Raw genomic sequence first — 19296 nt, forward strand, 5'->3', positions numbered from 1 at the left:
ATGTTTCATGAACGACTTTTTATTTCGATATACTTTTAATTTATCCTATTTATCGTATTAGGCATTCATAATTGGTAAGACCAATTATCTAATATAAGCTTTATTACTTTTCTAAAATACAATTATTTTTTATGGATTTTAATCATTGAAGTAAAAAATTTATTTTTTCATTCTTAATAATGGTTATGGTTTTTCCAATCATTCTTTATTTTTTAACAAAAGCGTTGACTTATTAATTTTCATTATTGATAATGGAAATAGAAAGGAGTGATTAAGTTGAACACAGACTTTAATGCACTTTTGGAGATCGACTGGAATCAAATTCTTCCCTTCATGTTGCCTATTCTTTTCTTTAATCTACTGCTCATCATCATTACCCTTGTAGATTGGTTTAAACGAAAAGATCAGATAGCAATTCCTTATGTCTGGTTACTTGTCATCTTACTGATTCAATTATTGGGACCAATCTTATTTTTAGTAATCGGAAGGAGGATTCATCGTCATGATTACGGTCAGTAACCTTTACAAGACAATTAATAGTCGCCCTATTCTAACCGACGTTAACTTTTCGATTTCTCAAGGAGAATGTATAGGACTATTAGGACCTAATGGAGCAGGTAAAACAACTTTAATTAAATGCATGACCGGAATTCTTAATTATGACAAAGGTGATATTCGTTTTTATTCTGATCCAATCCTAAGCCATAAAAAACACATCGGCTATTTGTCACAACATACAGATTTTAAGCCCTGGATGACTTGTGAAGAATCATTAATGTTTTTCGGAAAACTGTCAGGATTAAAAAAGAGTGAATTACTCCATAAAATCCCACTCGTTCTAGAGGAAGTAGGGTTGCAGGGAAAACAAAAGCTGAAAGTTGAGCAACTTTCAGGAGGAATGAAACAACGGCTTGGTATCGCACAAGCCATTTTACATGAGCCACAGTTACTTATCTTAGATGAACCAGTTTCTGCATTAGATCCTATCGGCCGAAACGAAGTAAAGAAATTAATCGGAAAGCTCAAGAAACGAACAACGATTATTATTTCGACACATATATTAGATGATGCGAGTGAGTTTTGTGATCGATATATCGTGATCAAGAACGGTGAAATCGTCGGGAATATTGACGAAGACTATGCTGAACTCAATCGAAAGCAAGTACTTATCAGAACTAACAGAGCTTACACCGAAGAAAAAATCATTTCTTTTGAGAAAAACGATGACACGATTGAGCATATTGAATATACCTCTTCCAGATCTTTTATATTCACCGGCTCACATGACTTAGACTTAAAAACGCTGCTGACTAAAACCCAAGCGAATGATTTGGATATTACCTCGATTGAATATTATGAGAAGGGTATAGAAGATATTTTTCTAGAGATGGTTTCAGAGACATGAACAACTATTACATTTTATTCCGAACCGAGTTAATTGAAGCTATTAAAGACTTTAAAATCATTTGGTTATCCATCGTCTTTATTATTTTAGGAATGACTCAGCCCCTTCTCAATAAGTATATGGACGTCATTCTAAAAAACGTGGGTGGTGCAGATGGAATTACACTTGATCCGAATCGCCCGATTCCGTCTTCTAGTGAAATCTTCATCTCTACAATTTCAGGGCAATTTAACCAAATCGGTCTCATCATACTCATCATCAGTTTCATGGGAATGATTGCGACTGATCGGAACAATGGAATGCAGGACTTCATTTTAACAAGACCTGTCACCGTTCCTTCTTACATCCTGTCAAAAATGACAAGTCACTGGTTGATTAGTATGTTTTGCATCATGGTCGGTGCTCTCACTTCTTATTACTACACAATCTATTTATTCGGTGCTCTCTCATTTTTAGGTTTTTTAGGTTTTCTCCTATACTACAGCATCTGGATCCTTTTCGTTATCAGTCTTACCATTTTATTAAGTAGTTTCATTAAAAATCCGATAATCGTAGCTGTGTTTACGATTATCCTATCAATCGTTTGTGTATTACTAAAAGGTTTAAATCATTCCATATTTCTTTTATCACCAGGTTCGGTCTTAAACTTAGCAGAATCACAACTTATGACCGTATCAAATGCGAATCATTTAAGTATCCTCTCTTGTCTATTGTTCATATCCATTAATTTAGTAATCTCAAATAAAAAATTGAAACATTCTTAATAACAAGGAGGGATTTCATATGTTGACGATTCAAAATCTCACGAAAATTTATGGAGGTTCCGAGAAGGGGATCAAGAATTTAAATTTAGAACTCGTGGAAGGCGATATTTGTGCTTTCATTGGAATGAATGGTGCTGGGAAAACAACCTCAATTAAATCGATTGTCGGTATTCATAATTTTGATCAAGGTGAAATTGAGTTGAATGACATCAGTATTAAGAGCGATCCTCAAGCGTTTAAACAACAGATCGGCTATTCACCTGACACACCCGCCTTATATGGGAATATGACAGGATACTCGTATTTGGAACTCATAGGAAGCATCTACAACGTGGATAGCGACACGATCAATCATCAACTAACGATTTTATTAAAGAAACTTCATTTTGGTGATGCAATCCATGATCTAGTCTCCACCTATTCGCATGGAATGAAGCAGCGGTTAGTCCTTATTTCCGTATTGATGCACAACCCAAAATTGATCATCTTAGATGAACCGTTTGTCGGTTTAGATCCTAATGCCACTTATTTTTTGCAAGAAGAGATGAAAAAACGTGCTTCAGAAGGTGCCATTGTTTTATATTCTACTCATGTTTTAGAAGTCGCAGAAAAAATTTGCAACAAGGTTGTGATGATTCACGAAGGAAAAGTAGTTGTGAATGATACGATGATCAACTTATTGGTAAACGGAAGTTTGAACGAGACTTTTAGGAGGATTACTACACATGAATAAGCTTCTTTCATTACAAAAATTCGTTATCCTAAACGATCTTCAAATATCTCGACTGAATAACGCAAATAGTAAGTCAGATCGTAATCACGCTACTCTGACGATTGCTGGGTACTGTGCTGCACTCTTCATGGCGATCTCCTATGTGCTATATATCGCCTTCGACCTCTATTCGAACGATCAGGTAGACATTCTTCTACCTGTTCTCTCTTCACTTCTTTTCTGGGTGTTCGGGATCTGGACAATACTAAGCGGTGTTAAAAAAATCGTCTTCTCAAACGATCGGGATTTCATCTTCAGTCTTCCCTTACCCCTATGGCAACTCCGATTGTTTCACTTGATTAAACTATTTTTCATCTACACCTCGTTAATCGCGGTAGCACTCATTGCTGCGGTATGTTCTTACTTGTTAATCGTTCCAAACATTCCTTCCTTTGTTTTCAGCTCGATTGTATTACTCATCACGACACCTCTTCTGATCCTTTCATCCACATTACTCGTTTCGATTTTGAGTAAATGGATATTAAGCATCATCAAATTACAAAATAACGTTGCTGAAGCTTTAGTGACAGTTTCAATTTTCTTAATTCCAATCGTTTTTGCGCTTCTTAATTCTGACTCACTTCAATACAAATCCATCTTTTATCTATCTTCACCTCTCAATCTATTTGGACTGACAGGTCTTTGGAACATCGAAAATGACATGATGCGACTACTTGCCATGACTGTCCTAACAGGAGGATTAACCATCCTTTCTCTTTGGATCATTAAATATAAGTATGTAGCTGTAGAAAGCCTTTTTCAGGAGACACGTAAAAGAAAAATCAATCAAGGAACACCACTCATTCAAAACAACATTTTCAAACAGTTGTTTCTCAAGGAAGTGCAACTTTATCTATCATCGATTACCTATGTAAGTAACACCATCTTAACTCCCGTGATATTACTGATTGGTAGTTTAGTCTACCTATTCAACTTGGTACCACTTCTTTACACATACACTTTTGAATTTTCGTTCATCACAATCAGTAGTAAGTATATATTTATCATCTTTACGACTATTTGTATCTTATTGACCACGACGACTTCCTCTAGTTTGTCATTCGAAGGAAAAAGCATCTGGATTACACTCACTTCCCCGCTGACACTAAAAGACTTATCGATGGCTAAAATCGCATTAAATCTCATGTTGTTTATACCAGGCGTAATCTGTGCCATTCTAGTCTATATGCTTCATTTTAGCACTTCCATCGTGGACAGCCTTTTCTTCATCGTCTTTACGGCATCTAGCTTGTTTTTGATTAGTCTGGTCGGTTTCTTCATAAACCTTAAGTTTCCCAATTACAACTGGTCTAGTGAGATGGAAATCATTAAACAAGGAAAATCTACTATCTTTACCGCTGCCATCAGCACGATGTATATTTCATTAAATACAGTACTGAGTATTCTAGGGTTCAATTTTGCACTCCCGATGCTTGCTCTATTCAACCTCATTTTAATTTTCTTGTTGATCAAGTCCATGAAAGAACAAACTCTCGTTCTTAACTAACATCACTTAGAGAGTGAAGTCGATAATTTCTCGATGGTCAACTTGTTTAATAGTCATCAAATTACTATATGGAGTACACACTGCTATAAGATAATCACCAGGTAGTCGTTTTACTTGAAAATACAGCGACTCACTTGCATCACTCTGCTGTGCTTTTAAAACCCATCCTTGAGGCGATTCTTCGAATAAGTTTTTCTGATACTCATAATTTAATCCTACACCCATGTACTTCCCGTATGCTTCTTTTAAACACCAAAGTGTATAATACTTGGTGTTTTTTTCATTACCTTCAAAGCGTGTTAGATATTCGATTTCTTTATAGTGCAGAACCTCTTCTATGAAACGATTATCTCCTGACTCTATTTTTTCAATATCTATACCTATGGGCGAGTCACTCACTGCACATACGATCCAGTGCCCACAATGACTGAGATTAAAATGAATATTCTCGTACCCTAATAGTAACGGTTTCGAGAAACGATTCTTTATAAATTTGATATCCTCAACCGCTAAATTAAATTTTTCTTTTAACGCGTATCTTATCAACAACTCACTATACAGGCTTCTTATCTTATCCTCAGATTTCCTTAAATTTTTTATTTTATTTATTCTTTCTTTGCTAATTAGTGTAGTTAAATAATCACTAATTGAAAGCGTTGCAAAGTCATCAATATAAAAACTGTATATTTGTATCACTAGTTTTTCTCCTTAATTAAATTACTATCATTCATTATTTAATGAAGTCGTTATTTCATCCTCCAGGTGTAGATCATTAAGCTTAGAAGTGGAAATACCACTTTCTTCATAATGTCCCATGAACTAGTGAAGACCCCACTTTATACATCATATGGATTGATGCTATCGTTCTTTCAATTGGTTTAATATTGAACGTTCTTACTTAAATTTATCTTTTTAAAATCGCATGCTAGCATCTGATAGAAAATTATATGGGACTGTCGAAAATTAATACTTTCTTAACGGTAGTATTCAGTTGAAACTTGGTACTGATTGGCAACTACAGCATTAGAATTGGATGGGCCAGCAGCAATCAAAGTGATCATAGTTACAGAATAAGATGCTAGAAATCTTATCGAATATGATGTTACGTAATAGCTACACGTACTATTAAGCACTCTAGTCGTCCCGGTTTCATATATTACGTAATGATTGTCTAAATAGATCGACATAGATAAGAATGGTTTGTCAAAATCATCGTTTTAATACTACTTTCATTCGTATATCTATTTATCAAATCAAATGTAATTAAACTTTTAATTAAAATAAATTATTTAAATTATCCTTATATCTAAGGATATATCGTACAATTAAGACCTATAAAGCTTAAAATACAATGAGGTGCTTTCACGTGAGAGTAGTTGAACTAATTCAATATCATTTTGAACAAAACGAAGAATTTTTAAAGAAAAATGATTACAGAAGTAGAAAAATTTTCAGGCTAAATTTTTTATTTTTTATTACCTATGCAGTATTAGGTAGTATTTTGTTTTTCAATTCAAAAATTGAAAGTTTAACTGGTTTTAAAGTAAATCAAGAATTAAATATATCATTATTCCTTTTAAACATATTAATTTTAATTATTATCGGAAAAAAACTCGACAAACAAATAGAATTTTTTTTTCAAAATAGAAAAATTAAATTTTTAAATGAATATCCTGCATATTTAAAAGAAATTCATAATATTACATTTTCTAATGAAATAAACCATTTAATTGATCTTTTAAAGGAACATAATAGCGATAATTATTCTTTAAAAAATATCAATTTTGCAGTCTTTTCTTTAATGATATCAATTATTAGCTTAACTATAACAGTTATGCCATTATCACAAAAAATGAACTGGTATACTTATCTTTTAATAGTTTTTAGTTTTATCTTTTTTATAAAGATTTTTTTTCAACAAAAATATAATTTTCGTATATTTCCAAAAAGAAAAAAAGTGGATGAATTAATTTCTATATTGAAAGATATTCAGTTAACATTATTAATAAAAGAAAATCAAGAAAAAAAAGGGTCTTCTCAATTTAGAAGATCCAATCTTAAAAATCACCAAATTCGTAGGAGAAGATATAAATAGTAAAGTTTTTTTCTTATTGCTTGTTACTTATTGTTTTTTACTTACTGTTCAATAAATTGTTTTATCTTATGATAGGTGAGTGAAATGAAAATATAAAAATGAGGTATATACATGTCATCTTATGAAATGAAGAATAAATCGTTCCGCCTTTCTGAAGAAGTTACTGACAAAATTGGTGAATTGTTAAAAGGACGTCAGATTACAACCAATCAGTTATTTGAAGAGTTTATTGTACTCGCTGAACAAAAGAAAATTGATCCAAAGCTCACTGAGGAGGATGCTGTATTAGAAGCTTCAATTAAGCAGATTACACTTCTCTTTCAAGAACGTGCAGCACGTCTACAGACATTTCAACATGAAAATCAACGCATCCAATCACGGCATCTAGATACAGTCACTAAGTTAGAGTCAGAAGTGCTACACGCTAAAGAAAATTTAGAAGCAGAATACATTGAAAAAGTCTCTTTCCATCAACAAGAACTTCAAGACATGAAAGCAAAACTGGAACAGACAGAAAATGAATTAGTTCGAATAAGAGAACAACAAGAAAAAATAGAAGTATCTAAAAAAGAAGAAATTACATCATTAAAACGAGAAGTATTTCACTTGGAAGGTACTCTTACTAAACTCGAAGAAGAGCGCGATCAATTGTATCGTCAGAACAAAGCATTAACTGATCGGATCGATGAATTGAAAGCACGTACCGAGCGTTCCGAACAGTTAGAAGAAGAAAATCGAAAACTGTCGTTAGCGCTGACCATTGCGCAACGGGATCAAGAATCATTTGAACGTCGACTTCACGAACAAGTCGAGCTAGCTGTTTTACGAGAGCGTACACAATCATCTCTCGATAGTAAAAATGAGTAATCGATTAAGCTGAAATTATCAAAAGACCGTTCTACTAAGATGTAGGACGGTCTTTTTTATCCAATTACGTGCGTAAGTATTGTTCTAACGCTGCTCGAATGATTTGATCGGGCTTCATGCCTTGATCTTGCGCTCGCTTTTTCAGCGTTTGGTATAGTGGATCATTTTTGTCAGAGAAATCCACGTGAACGCGAGCTGGTTTTGGCAGTACAGGAGTTGCATCAATTACGCTTTGTTCTTTCCGCTCATTTAGCATTTTTTTCACTTCACGTAATTGCTCACGTGTCATTTCGTAGACCGTGAATTCGCCATCTTTTATCTTATACTTTCGCTCTTCCAGTAACGCGACTTTTGGATCCTCTGGCCATGTTAATAATTCAGCTAATTTAGAAGCACTAAAGTCTTGTTGAATCGCTTTGTCTAAGATCGTTGGTCCAAATACATTCCAGAATGAAATGAACCGATTGACTTGAGGATGAGACATTCCAATTCGATTTAAAAATGATTTCCAACTTCCTTGTTCCTTTTGAAAAGCTTCTTTAGTGTCAGCGTCACGGAATACTTCATTCGCATGTGCTAGAATACGACATTTCTCAACAAAGCTTGTCGCTTGGATTGTATCAATGTGATTGTAGTACTGAATAATACCTTCCATGTCTTCCGGAAGTCGCTTTGATAGCACACGTGATAAACCGACAGCCGGGAGCGACTGGTACGGATTTGACATCGCAGGCGCAGCAAACTTCTTGACCGCTTCGACCTGCTCTTCTCGTAATGCTTCTGTTCCCTGTTCTTGAACAGGTTTCTCAGCTACTGTACTCTGGAAGCTTTTGAACGTTGCTTGTCCTTTTTTACGTCGACTGCTCATAGGGCAAGTACCTCCTCTGCTAACTGTAAGTAAGCATCTGTCGCTGGACTCTTATGGTCAAGGACAGGACGTGCTTCTCGTTGTAAGGATTGAATTTTTACAATGTATGGGATTGTCGTCAGTACGGGAATGCCAACTTCTTCCCCTAACTCCTTTAACTCGTCCACGGTCGCCATATCTCCTTTAGAACGAGCATTCACCATTGTGGGAATGAATGCTGAAATATGAATATCTTCTTTATATCCGTGTCTCATCTCTTCCAACTCTTCTGGAGCTGTGTACACAGCATCCATCGAGAACTTCTGCATCTGTACCGGCATGACGATCCGATCCTGCGCAACAAGAGCACACCGCGCGTATGGATTTAAAGCGGACGTTGATCCCGGGCAATCAATTAAACAAATATCAAATAAGTCTTCAAGTCGCGCTAGTTCTTCAATCAAGCGGTATTCATATCCCATCTGACTCGTCAGTCCGGTAGGAGAAGCAGAGCGACGCGTGGGTACTAAGTGAATCGTTCCTAGTTCATAATCACAGGTAACAATCACTTGTTCAATCGGTGCGTACAACGGATCGTATTCTTCAATCAGACAATCAAGGAGCACTTTTCCATCGTAATCGTCGGTTAAGCCCAGTCCGTTTGTCGTCGATGCTTGGTCATCTGCATCAATGACGAGAACGCGCAATCCTTGGCGAGCATATGCGTGGGCTAGATTAATCGTAGTTGTCGATTTTCCGACGCCACCCTTCCGATTATATAAGGCAATTTTTTTCACAGTTCCTTCTCTCCTTCCACGATCTCACTCTGATCTTCAATAATGTCCCGCTGAATCGTCTCTTCAATCATCTTTGAAATGTATTCACTAATACTGAGTCCTTTAGCACGAGCAAGCACATGAATCTGTTCTGATGTTTCTGTCGGAACTCGTGTAGAAAGGACGGTCGATGTCACTTCCGGTTGTTGAAACGATTTGACTTTTACTTTAGGTGTCGTTGATCGAGCAGCACGGATTTCTCGGACAGTTGCTTGTTCGAGCGACTTTCTTCCCTCTTCTATCGGAAGTCCATTTAGTACAACGTCTTCTGGATCATCGACATACATCAATTCAAATACTTTGGATGCCGGTAACGTTTGGAGTTGTTCTTCAAATGGTTCTAGTGTGTCGAATGCTTTGACGTAACGGGAAGCGAGTGACGTTGACATGTTGACCACTTCTAAAAACGTACGCCATTCTTGTTGATCGTGCATTTCCGATTTAGCAATCGACAAACGCTTACCAATCCCGAAAACGGATATCGTTTGAATCTTCGCTAACTCTTTAATTTCGACAGCAAGGTTCTCTAAATCACGAGAGACGGGTAACTTCTGCACAACGGAACTCAAATCGGTCAATCCACTTCGATAAGGATGTTGATCCTGAGGTCTTACTTTATGAATTTGTTTATTCCGCGCTTTCATGTTTTGGACCTCCTGTCATCAAGAGTGCTAGCTCACGAAACGGTTGGGCCAGTTCGATGCCTTCTTTCGACTTGTACTGTAAAACACTCTTTCCGCTATCTGCTGCCTTCTCAATAAAAGCAGCACGTCGTACAGAGGGGAGCACATGTAATTGTTCTGTTGTTGCCAACTGCTCCATCGCCTCTGCGTAGTCGCGATCTCCTTTTAACCCAAGATCGATTGCGACTGGCATAATGCCTGTTAGCTCTAGCGAAGCATTATAATACTTCTTCACTTGTCGAATCGTTCGAACCGTACTTCCTAACTGATCAAAGACGAGCTTTTTCGGCATGAATGGGATAACGACCTCGTCTGCGCACGATAAGACGACTTTAGATAATTCATTGATTGAAGGAACTGAATCGAGAATAATCCAATCAAACTCATGGGCAAGAGGAGCTAGTAAGTCTTTTAATAGGAAAATCTTATCTTGTTCAGATATTAAATTGATTAAACGTGCATTTCGTTCATTGGAGGGAAGAAGACTAACGTTATGTTTTTCATCATCAAATAAGATCTCTTCAATCGCTAATCCTTTCGCTTGGACGTCGTACAGAGTCATGTATTGAATCGTATCCGACTCTTTCAGCATTAACTTACTTAATGATCCCTGCGGATCTAAGTCAACAAGAAGCGTCCGATATCCGAGTTCGCCAAGGGCATGACCCATATTGAGCGAACACGTTGTTTTCCCTGATCCTCCCTTTGATATGTAAAACGTCATAATATTCATCATCTCTCCCCTTTCTTCATTCATCATGGCACATGAAATTAATAATTTCAATGATTATCAGCACTCAAAAGATAATATGAATGTAATTTTATGTATACATTATTAAATAAGCTGTAAACATTTCGATGTCGAAATGTTTACAGCTTATTTAAGCTTTCCTACGCAGATGTTTTTGTCTACGTTTTTAAAATGCTTCTCCATTTTTTAATTTTTATTCTTCATCATAATAAGCCGTGATCTACCAGATTATTATGATTTAACACATTGGAAGAGATTAAAAAGATTAATAAAGATTAATAAGAATTAGAAAAACGCTTCACCTCCTCAAGCCTTTAATACCAACAAAAACAAGACATTTTGTAATTCGAGAAACGAACAGCACAATTTGTAGAAATTCAAAAAGTATTGTTTTTTATGAATTCATTCAATGATTTCGTTCAGAATCTATTGAATAAGCAACTCAATAAGCTGTTTTTTTAACAATAGAATTTGTTTTTTTTCCTAAATAGTATGGCATATTGATATTGTCCTTGGATGGATCAATAAAATGAGTAGCATGAAGATGCATTCGATCAAAAAGACTTAAAATGGCGCGATTTTGTTGCCTTTTCACGACTATTTTCAAAAAAAAGCATGACAAATAGACCATCATGCAATGGCCAATTTTTCCGATACGACTCGGAGTCGTTCATTTAGATAGAGAATTGGTGATTCAAAGAAGAGACGATAGAGTTCTGCATCTTCGAGACGTTCGCCGTATTGGTAAAAATCGTTTCGAATCGAACGAATGACTGCATCACAGGCAACAAATCCGTACGTATCACTCAACGATTGCAGCGATGTTTGCGGAACTTCCAATGCATCAAAATCTACGTAGTCACGAGCGACTTCTCGAAGATCGAACCAACTGATCAACGTACGCGCCCGTTCCGCTTCCCGGATACGCTTACTGTTAATTTGGTCTTCGAGTTTCACGTGAAACATTAAAGGACGTGTTACGGTATGTATGCGCTTCTTAAGCGAGAGGTTCTCTTTGACTGCAGATAAGAAGTCTTTCGTGTTCTCAACCAAATGCACATTGAAGAACTGAGAAAGTTGATCAAGCATTCCTTTTACAGCCAAACGGTGTCCACAGTAACGCGGTAAGAATCCACGTACTTCATCATAGGTTAAAGTCGCTTTCTCCTGAGACTGAACATTCACGTCCCGCTCTACTTGCACAAGGGCACGTAAAGCGACACGAAGGATATTCACATGCTCAATATCCATCAGTTGGCGCACCATCTCACACCAAAGAGACGTATAACCGGTCTTCGATGTATACGTACCAGCTTCTTCAAAAAGATCACGGTAGTTTTCAAGATAATCTACAAGTTCAATGGTGACGACTCCAGAGAAATGAATCGAGTAGCGAATAAGTCCAACTGATTCAAAAAGGCGTAGGTTATTGTGTAACGATCGAACGGACGTACGCGCATAGTGAGCCAATGCTTCACTTTCCATCAATGAGAGAACGCCTTGATCATCGCAATGCGATAAAAGCGTCAACAAATGGCGAATACGAGATTTTGTCCACTTCAATGCCAAGAAAGGTCCTGGAATGTTATAGTGATGCTGTTCATATAAGAAACTGTCTTGACGTTTTGTCCAACGTGTTAAACCGCTCATCGCGATCAGTAATTTATTAGCGACCAATACATGACGATTTTCATGTTGAAATGACATACCTACACCTCCCCTACTCTGAACTATTATTACTAGTATCCTGTTCAGAAAAGGAACTGTCAAAACGCGTTTTCGGTACGGTCAAAAACGACCAATGTTCTATAAACGTTGATATGAAGCCGTTTTCAGGTACAAAAAAGATGTCATTTCAGTACGGTCAAAAACGACCAGAATCTCTGAAATCCTTATATGATGCGCTTTCTAGAGGTTTTTCTTGAATAAATTCATACATGTAGCGATGCAATATGTCATTCTGGTACGGTATTTAACGACCAAATGATTAAAAGTGTCATCTCAGTACGGGATAGAGCGACTAAAATGTCCAAAAGTGTTGTTTGAGTACGGTATATGACGACCAAATGGATAAGATAGCCGCTTTAAAATAATTTTTAAAAAGTGTTCTAAAGTGCAAAATGGTCATTTTAGTACGGGAATCAACGACCAAAACTATAAAACTGTTGTTTTGGTACGGTGATCAGCGACCTAAATAGATAAAGTGTTGTTTCAGTACGGTAAATAACGTCTGAATTTGAAAAATGGTCGTTTTCCGACACGATTCGACATGTACGATCAATAGATATTCTGGAGAACATTTTATCCAGTCTTACATGAGTCCGTATAAAGAGAGGAAGAATAATAAAATATTTAAGAACGTACGTTCTGTTTTTTTATTATTACTTCACAACAGTCCATTTTTATTGGTATTACTCTAAAGTTTGTGAGTATGAACGTTTCTTCTATTTCGAGAATATAAGTAGTTCAGAATACAATAATGAGAGCGTGCTGACTTCTACTTATAGTGACTGTGGAGTCTCTTGTGAAGTAACTACAAAACGACCAATTTTATCGATGTCAAAAATTCACGATAACTAATCATGATTTTACAGGATCACGACAAGGTATATAACACATATGAGGAGATACGATGAATGTCTAACATCGAGTTTCAATGATTGGCCTAACAAGAATTAAAAAGAGTGAACGAGAAGAATCATCTCGTTCACTCTTTTATTTAAATCCATGAATAAAAAACTCTATGTTACTTATAATAGAAGGGCATTCCTGCGATCATCATGTTCCCAGCGTTCTAATGGATGGAAGTATAAGAAATAGTAGTCACCGGACCGATGCCAATCTTGAATGATAAAATCAAGTTCTTTGATACGATCCAAGTTAGTTTCAAGCTCTTTCAAGTTTTCTGCTTTTCGACTCTTATTAAATCGAATAGAGTGTGTAAACTGACGCCAATGCCGTTTCGCGGGCATTGCTTCGTTTAACTGATACGAGTTAAGTCGCTCCTTTTGAAGCACAAAGGAGAGATGATAAGCGAATGTTCCTTTTAATCGCTCAATCTGTTCTCCATAGATACTGATGATCTGTTGTTTTAATAAATCATCATAGACTTCCTCTGAGACGGTGACAGTGATTTGCGTGTCCCGCTTAACAGAAGAAGCATTACTAATTTTAACAGAGGAGAAGAGACCGAAGATCGAGAGGTCCCCTTCCTCATTTCTAACCGCTACGCGATAATAACCGAGTTTTACAAGACGTTGGGTTGTGAGGGTATAGCTTTTCCCGCTATCGTTTCCATAAATCTTTTTGACAAGTTTTGAAATTGGGAAGACGATCTTTCGACTCGTTTGAAACGTCACATCGCGATATGACAGAATTTCGTTAAAGGCCTCAAAATCACGAGCATCAAGATCCGGGACTTTTCCGTCGAGTTCTGCAAGAAACTCATTACTGACCAGAACGGATAAATTCGCTGGGATACCTTGTTTGTATTTAGGAACGACAGCGGAGAAGTCGTGGAGGTCAAGAGATAAGTCCGTCAACATACCTTCTCCTTGATTGAACTTTTCCGTCGTATTTTTCATGCGATCAGCGATTCCAAAGAACGGTACCGTAATCGAGGTAGAAGTCGCAACGTGTGCTTTTGGTTGCGCACGTTTCAATTCCTTCGCAACCTCGCCAATAACCATTAGAATATCGGTCCGCATCGTTGTCGTTTGCTGGTTCTTCGTTTTTTGTCCCCAATGCGGATACGTATGAATTAGCAAGTTGTTATTTTCAGCCCATTCTTCAAGTTCCTGTATGTGTTCTTGCATCAATTTTTCAACACTATCAGCGGAGAACTTTCGCTGGAAACCTTCTTTTCCCGCAATGTCCCAATACTCCAGATACATCTTATGAAGGCCTCGTAGTTCTTTCATCGGACCTTTATTCTCAACATAATTTTTTACGGCTGCCCGTACCCAGCGACGTTTTAATTTCTTAAAGGAATAATAGCGAAGCTTGGTATAAACATCTTCTTCATTTTGAAATTCATAATATTCTTCATAAAGTTGATTGACATAGGCTTCGACATCAATGATATCGATGGAGATTAGTTGTTCGGTAACATCGTTCTCGAGCAGTGTCTTTGCTGCTTGAGAGACAACAAGTTGTCTATGTTGGACGGATGAGGTAGAGTCCATAATGCACGCCCCCTTAATTCGATATAGCTAGCATAGCATGTCTGAAGAGGAGTGGGAAATTAGATAAAAAGCGTGCGCCGGCGCACGCTTTTTGAAAAATGATATCGATTTAGATCTATCATACAGTGTCTTAACTTTAGAGCGTTTGCCCGTTATCAATCACGAAGACTTGTCCCGTTATGGACGATTGTGTCAACTGGAATAGAATAGCCTCCGCGATATCCTCCAGTGTGGAGATTCTCTTTAAGGGAAGGTTACCTGCTAAACCATGCATCCGTTCCTCATTCCCAGCCCACCAACGCGTGGCGACCGCTCCCGGAGAGATACAATTAACGCGAATGTCAGGTGCGAGTGAGATAGCAAGTGAGCGTGTCATCGTATGAATGGCCGACTTAGTAGTGGCTGCATAAGGAATGAAAGAACCGATACCGTTTACTCCCGCTACGCTTTCAAGGTTAACGATTGCACCTGCGGATTGTTTTTTCATATGTGGTACGAATGCCTTCACACAGTGGAATATGCCCTTTACATTAACAGCAAAGAGAGAATCCCATATCTCTCCCGTCACTTTGTCCAGTTCATTTATAGGAATCTGAGACGTGATGCTTGCGTTGTTCACCAGAAAATCAATTTTTCCAAACACCATGAAGGTATGAATGACCATATCCTGAACCTCGTATTCTATTGAGACATCTGCTCGAAAAGGAGTTGCCACACCACCATCGTTCATAATTTTTCTACGACCTCTAGCGCATCTTCTTCAGACTGACTGTAGTTGACGATAATATTTACTCCTTTGGCGGATAAACGGAGCGCTGTCGCACTTCCTATGCCGGATCCAGCTCCTGTCACTATGGCTACTTTACCCTTCAAATGCATTGACAATTTTCCTCTCATTCGATGTGATTGATAATATTATGCTTCTATTCGAGACGAGAGTATTATTCTTGATAATGAACGGGATATCACTATGAGTGATATCAGAAAGGAATGATACTATTGGACACCCAGGATTTATTGATTTTCAAGCATGTAGCAAATCTACATTCGATTTCGAGAGCAGCAGAGAAGTTAGATTATGTTCAATCGAACGTCAGTCAACGGATGAAGATTCTTGAAGACGAACTAGGTGCTCGTTTATTGATTAGGAGTAATCGTGGAGTGAAATTGACGGAAGAAGGGACTGCGCTGTACAAATATGCCGAGGACATCCTGAAGTTGATGCAGGATGCAAAATCGGCAATCAATAAAAATAAATGGAGAGAATATTTGGCCATAGGTGCAACACAGACTGTATCAGCGACGATGCTTCCAAAACTCTTTTTGCTCTTCATGAAAGAGAACGATGACATTGGTATGTCGATGAAGACACAAGGCAAGCAACGATTGCAGGAAATGCTCTTCTATGGTGAAATTGACGGCGTGTTTGTCAATGGTTTATTCAATGAAGAACGTTTTGAGTCCGTACATAGTTAACTGAAGATATAGTAATCTTGTCACATCAGGACTTCAAGGTTAAAGAAGATGGATGCCCGACGCTCATCGTCAATAGTGACACTACGTGTACGTACCGGAACAAAACATTCGAAGTCGCGAAGGACAAGGGGTATACGGACCCTAAAATAATGGAGTTCGATACACTCGAGTTCATTTTAAATGCCGTAGAGTCAGGAATGGGTATGAGTGTCGTATCGAAGCGGATTTTAGATAATCGAAAAACGATGCAGGGAATCATCCAATCTGATTTACCTATGCCTGTTCGAATAGAATTCATAGTTAGCCTGAAAAGAAAACCTAGTAAGAGTCTGCAGAAGTTCATTCGCTTTATAAAATCATTATGTCTGAACGTATGAGACTAAGGTATGATCATGTAACATAGAGGACAATTTGAATTTGAAATTTAAAACTAAGCATAAAAAAAGTCTTTCGTAAAAGTGAAAGTAAAATAACAAAAAGTATGTGTTGGCGCATACTTTTTGTTATTTTACTTATCATGTTTAATACAAAATAAACTTACCATGAGAAAGCTTTGAAGTTTAACTTTACGCGTAACAAGTAAATTATCAATCATAAATATGTTGTTTTATTTTCATGAATTAACTGAGATAAATTAAAAATCGTCGTCACGTCGTGCAAAAAACATGACGAGAGAATTTGAAGATCAATGAGTATAAACTGGAAAACATAAAGTAGATAAGGTTTCACGTGAAACAAAACTGTATATACTGCGAAGAAACCTTTTAAAGAAAATGAGTTGATCGATTAGAGAATAAATTAGTTGATGAAACATGTATGAAACGAAATTGCGCCTCTGATTTTTATTCTTAGGATATAGTTCGTGTATCTTCGAGGCTTACCATAAATCATATAAGCAAAAAAGTGTGCGCCGGCGCACACTTTTTTGCTTTAAAACAGAATTTCTAATTGATTACTAACTATTAATACGTCCCTTCATAATGTAACTGTTGTGTCTTCATACCAAAAAAGAGAATAATCCATCATGAGTGAAGTTTCATTTTGTTGTCTAAGCATGGTAGTGATATTACCTAAATGGTACGTCCCATGGTTAGATACGTGTAAGAATATTTCTTCATAGGTTGTTTGCCGTGGACCTGACCAAGGATTATTTACATCTATCATCACAGTGAGGTCTGAGTTTTCGTTTAAGAAGGTTTGATACTTTAATGCTACATTTTTGAATGCCATTTTGAATTCTTCAATTGTATAGGCATCAGTAAGCAGTAATTGACTCATCGCATCCTGTAATGCTTGTTGAAAATCTACTTTTTCTAGAATTTGAATCCACATGGTATCAACAGCAAGAATATGGCTGAGGGTTTTAGCAATAGTAGGATAAGAGCTTTTGATCTCCTTTTTTAAAACTTCTTTCGGCAATTTATCTAGATGATCTAACATCACTCTCATTGCCCATTCATGATAAGAAACCATCGTTTTTCCAGCGTTCATTCAAATCGCTCCTTTAGTTGTAATAGTAATCGTTGTGTAACTACGTTTAGTATAAAAAAGGATATATGACAACTGACTGTCATATATCCTCATATAAATTCAATATTTTTTTAGCTTCATTTTTTAAGACATCTTGTAAGTATAAAGGTTGAATGACTACTACGCCTGATCGGAAACTTAACAATATGTTAATGAGCCATTCTGCATGCAATGGTGGAGGTAACATCAATGTCACTGTAACACTCCCATCTTCTTCTTGAATCATCGATTGATGGTTAAAATAATTCAATATTAAATGGATGGATTGAGGATGGACACGTAGAATGATACGTTCTCTTGGGGGATCAACTAATGGACTCTCTTTCGGTAAAGAATGAGAATCCATATTAGAGGTAGTCAATCTCTGAAGATGAAGCATATGCGATACTTTAAACTCTCGATAGTCATTTCTTAAATGACAATAAGCGTATAAGTACCAAGTCCGGAATTTATACTGTAGAGAAAGCGGATCGACCTCTCGCGTAGTCTGTTCATTTTGAGCACTAATATATTGAAAGCTAATTCGTTTTGATTCTTTAATGCTTTTTTTTAGATCAATTAAATCAGAAGGATCAACAGAAAAATGCGTTAAATCAATGTGTAAGTAGTTTTTTTGTTCTTCTTCTGTGAGAATAGATAAGCGATCAAGTGTTTTTTTGAGATCTTGATCATTTAATTGATCCGATAAGCTTTTTACTAAAGATAATACCTCAACCATAGAAGAAGTATCTAAAAACGTTTTATCCCATTTGTAGTTCTCCATAATACCAAATCCGCCGTTTGTTCCATGGTATGAGGTAATGGGAATACCGGCTGCACTGATCGTTTCGATATCTCGATAAATCGTTCTTTGAGAGACATTTAATTCCTCGGCTAATTGTGTCGCAGAAATAGTAGAGCGATGTAGTAATTTAAAAATAATAGCTAGTAAACGTTCAAGTTTCAATGTATTCTCCTTTACGCTAAGCACAATAACGGTTTTGTTATGTATTTCTTCTTTTAAGTATATAAGATTTATTTACAAAAAAAATTGAAAAACACTTTAATAACGTTAAAAAAATACAAAATAAAAAGTATGCGCTGGCGCATACTTTTTATTATTTCACTCACCACATTCTTAATGGAAATAGTTAGCTATACATTTAACCCGAAATGTTCATTATACCTATTCCATCTTATAATGCATTGGCTAGTAAAGCTTAAGCAGCTAACACTATAAAATAAAAAACGAATACTCATAAAAAAAATGTATACTCCATCTTGGAAATCTAAAAGCAAGGGTTTCGTTTAAGAATCAAAGTATGTTAGAATTCAGGTCAATTCAACTATACATTTTAGTTCAGCTAAAAGGAGAGTGGCGGAGATGGATCAGATCGCGTTCTTAGGAGTTTTAGGTAATATCTTTTTTATCATGGTCGTTCTCTATTTTATCTATAAAATGATTCAATATATTCGATTGAAATGACCCTACAGTACATATAGCTTAGATTAAATAAGTAAGATATAGTGATTTACATAAATAAAACTCTATATGATATGTTTTGCATAATAGTAAACAAAAATTAAAAAGTGTGCGCCG

General features: G+C 36.6%; 18 protein-coding genes and 1 pseudogene. 9 read left to right on the forward strand and 10 right to left on the reverse strand.

Features of this window, described 5'->3' with window-relative positions; genetic code table 11:
* The first annotated feature begins 276 nt into the window (after positions 1-276).
* Genes ACV3PA_RS16920 through ACV3PA_RS16940 form a run of 5 tightly spaced genes read left to right on the forward strand, consistent with a single transcriptional unit; the run spans position 277 to position 4448 of the window.
* On the forward strand, positions 277-519 hold the full coding sequence (locus tag ACV3PA_RS16920) for a PLDc N-terminal domain-containing protein (RefSeq protein ID WP_456125997.1): 243 nt from the start codon (positions 277-279) through the stop codon (positions 517-519).
* Positions 503-1405 carry an ABC transporter ATP-binding protein gene (locus tag ACV3PA_RS16925; RefSeq protein WP_456125998.1) on the forward strand — a complete coding sequence of 301 codons (903 nt, stop codon included), beginning with the start codon at positions 503-505 and terminating at the stop codon, positions 1403-1405. Before ACV3PA_RS16920 ends, ACV3PA_RS16925 begins: the two co-directional genes overlap by 17 nt.
* Positions 1402-2169, forward strand: a complete 768-nt coding sequence (locus tag ACV3PA_RS16930) for an ABC transporter permease (RefSeq protein WP_456125999.1) — start codon at positions 1402-1404, stop codon at positions 2167-2169. The genes ACV3PA_RS16925 and ACV3PA_RS16930 overlap by 4 nt, the downstream gene beginning before the upstream one ends.
* A gap of 19 nt (positions 2170-2188) precedes the next feature.
* A complete protein-coding gene (locus ACV3PA_RS16935) occupies positions 2189-2902 on the forward strand; it encodes an ABC transporter ATP-binding protein (protein ID WP_053451822.1) in 714 nt (237 codons plus the stop codon).
* Positions 2895-4448 carry a hypothetical protein gene (locus ACV3PA_RS16940; protein ID WP_456126000.1) on the forward strand — a complete coding sequence of 518 codons (1554 nt, stop codon included), beginning with the start codon at positions 2895-2897 and terminating at the stop codon, positions 4446-4448. Before ACV3PA_RS16935 ends, ACV3PA_RS16940 begins: the two co-directional genes overlap by 8 nt.
* 6 nt (positions 4449-4454) lie before the next feature.
* Here the strand turns inward: ACV3PA_RS16940 and ACV3PA_RS16945 are convergent, their stop codons facing one another.
* Positions 4455-5144, reverse strand: a complete 690-nt coding sequence (locus ACV3PA_RS16945; RefSeq protein ID WP_456126001.1) for a 4'-phosphopantetheinyl transferase family protein — start codon at positions 5142-5144, stop codon at positions 4455-4457.
* Between the two features lie 670 nt (positions 5145-5814).
* Here ACV3PA_RS16945 and ACV3PA_RS16950 point away from each other — a divergent pair.
* Together ACV3PA_RS16950 and ACV3PA_RS16955 are read left to right on the forward strand one after the other, a co-directional pair.
* The gene (locus tag ACV3PA_RS16950) at positions 5815-6543 is read left to right on the forward strand and encodes a hypothetical protein (RefSeq protein ID WP_456126002.1); all 729 of its coding nucleotides are present in this window, start codon (positions 5815-5817) and stop codon (positions 6541-6543) included.
* Between the two features lie 111 nt (positions 6544-6654).
* Entirely contained in the window at positions 6655-7410 is a 756-nt protein-coding gene (locus ACV3PA_RS16955; RefSeq protein WP_456126003.1) for a coiled-coil domain-containing protein, read from the forward strand.
* 64 nt (positions 7411-7474) lie between these two features.
* Here the strand turns inward: ACV3PA_RS16955 and ACV3PA_RS16960 are convergent, their stop codons facing one another.
* The 7 genes and pseudogenes from ACV3PA_RS16960 to ACV3PA_RS16990 form a co-directional block, all read right to left on the reverse strand.
* The gene (locus tag ACV3PA_RS16960; RefSeq protein WP_456126004.1) at positions 7475-8278 is read right to left on the reverse strand and encodes a hypothetical protein; all 804 of its coding nucleotides are present in this window, start codon (positions 8276-8278) and stop codon (positions 7475-7477) included.
* Entirely contained in the window at positions 8275-9054 is a 780-nt protein-coding gene (locus ACV3PA_RS16965) for a ParA family protein (protein WP_456126005.1), read from the reverse strand. The genes ACV3PA_RS16960 and ACV3PA_RS16965 overlap by 4 nt, the downstream gene beginning before the upstream one ends.
* Complete coding sequence (locus ACV3PA_RS16970) at positions 9051-9737, reverse strand: hypothetical protein (RefSeq protein WP_456126006.1); 687 nt, start codon at positions 9735-9737, stop codon at positions 9051-9053. The genes ACV3PA_RS16965 and ACV3PA_RS16970 overlap by 4 nt, the downstream gene beginning before the upstream one ends.
* On the reverse strand, positions 9721-10509 hold the full coding sequence (locus ACV3PA_RS16975) for a ParA family protein (protein ID WP_456126007.1): 789 nt from the start codon (positions 10507-10509) through the stop codon (positions 9721-9723). The genes ACV3PA_RS16970 and ACV3PA_RS16975 overlap by 17 nt, the downstream gene beginning before the upstream one ends.
* A 648-nt stretch (positions 10510-11157) precedes the next feature.
* A complete protein-coding gene (locus ACV3PA_RS16980) occupies positions 11158-12234 on the reverse strand; it encodes a hypothetical protein (RefSeq protein WP_456126008.1) in 1077 nt (358 codons plus the stop codon).
* Between the two features lie 1043 nt (positions 12235-13277).
* Positions 13278-14711 (reverse strand): hypothetical protein, encoded by a 1434-nt coding sequence (locus ACV3PA_RS16985; RefSeq protein WP_456126009.1) that lies wholly within the window; start codon positions 14709-14711, stop codon positions 13278-13280.
* A gap of 136 nt (positions 14712-14847) precedes the next feature.
* Positions 14848-15590 (reverse strand): annotated as a pseudogene (locus ACV3PA_RS16990) (SDR family NAD(P)-dependent oxidoreductase).
* Positions 15591-15710: 120 nt separating this feature from the next.
* Here ACV3PA_RS16990 and ACV3PA_RS16995 point away from each other — a divergent pair.
* Both ACV3PA_RS16995 and ACV3PA_RS17000 read left to right on the forward strand, forming a co-directional pair.
* Positions 15711-16187, forward strand: coding sequence for a LysR family transcriptional regulator (locus ACV3PA_RS16995; protein ID WP_456126010.1), 477 nt, complete (start codon positions 15711-15713; stop codon positions 16185-16187).
* Between the two features lie 17 nt (positions 16188-16204).
* Positions 16205-16564 (forward strand): LysR family transcriptional regulator substrate-binding protein, encoded by a 360-nt coding sequence (locus ACV3PA_RS17000; protein ID WP_456126011.1) that lies wholly within the window; start codon positions 16205-16207, stop codon positions 16562-16564.
* A 598-nt stretch (positions 16565-17162) separates the two neighbouring features.
* Here the strand turns inward: ACV3PA_RS17000 and ACV3PA_RS17005 are convergent.
* Both ACV3PA_RS17005 and ACV3PA_RS17010 read right to left on the reverse strand, forming a co-directional pair.
* The gene (locus tag ACV3PA_RS17005; protein ID WP_456126012.1) at positions 17163-17678 is read right to left on the reverse strand and encodes a DinB family protein; all 516 of its coding nucleotides are present in this window, start codon (positions 17676-17678) and stop codon (positions 17163-17165) included.
* A gap of 79 nt (positions 17679-17757) precedes the next feature.
* Complete coding sequence (locus ACV3PA_RS17010; protein WP_456126013.1) at positions 17758-18663, reverse strand: helix-turn-helix transcriptional regulator; 906 nt, start codon at positions 18661-18663, stop codon at positions 17758-17760.
* Between the last annotated feature and the right edge of the window lie 633 nt (positions 18664-19296).

It is taken from the genome of Exiguobacterium sp. EA-TM-5, assembly GCF_053878415.1.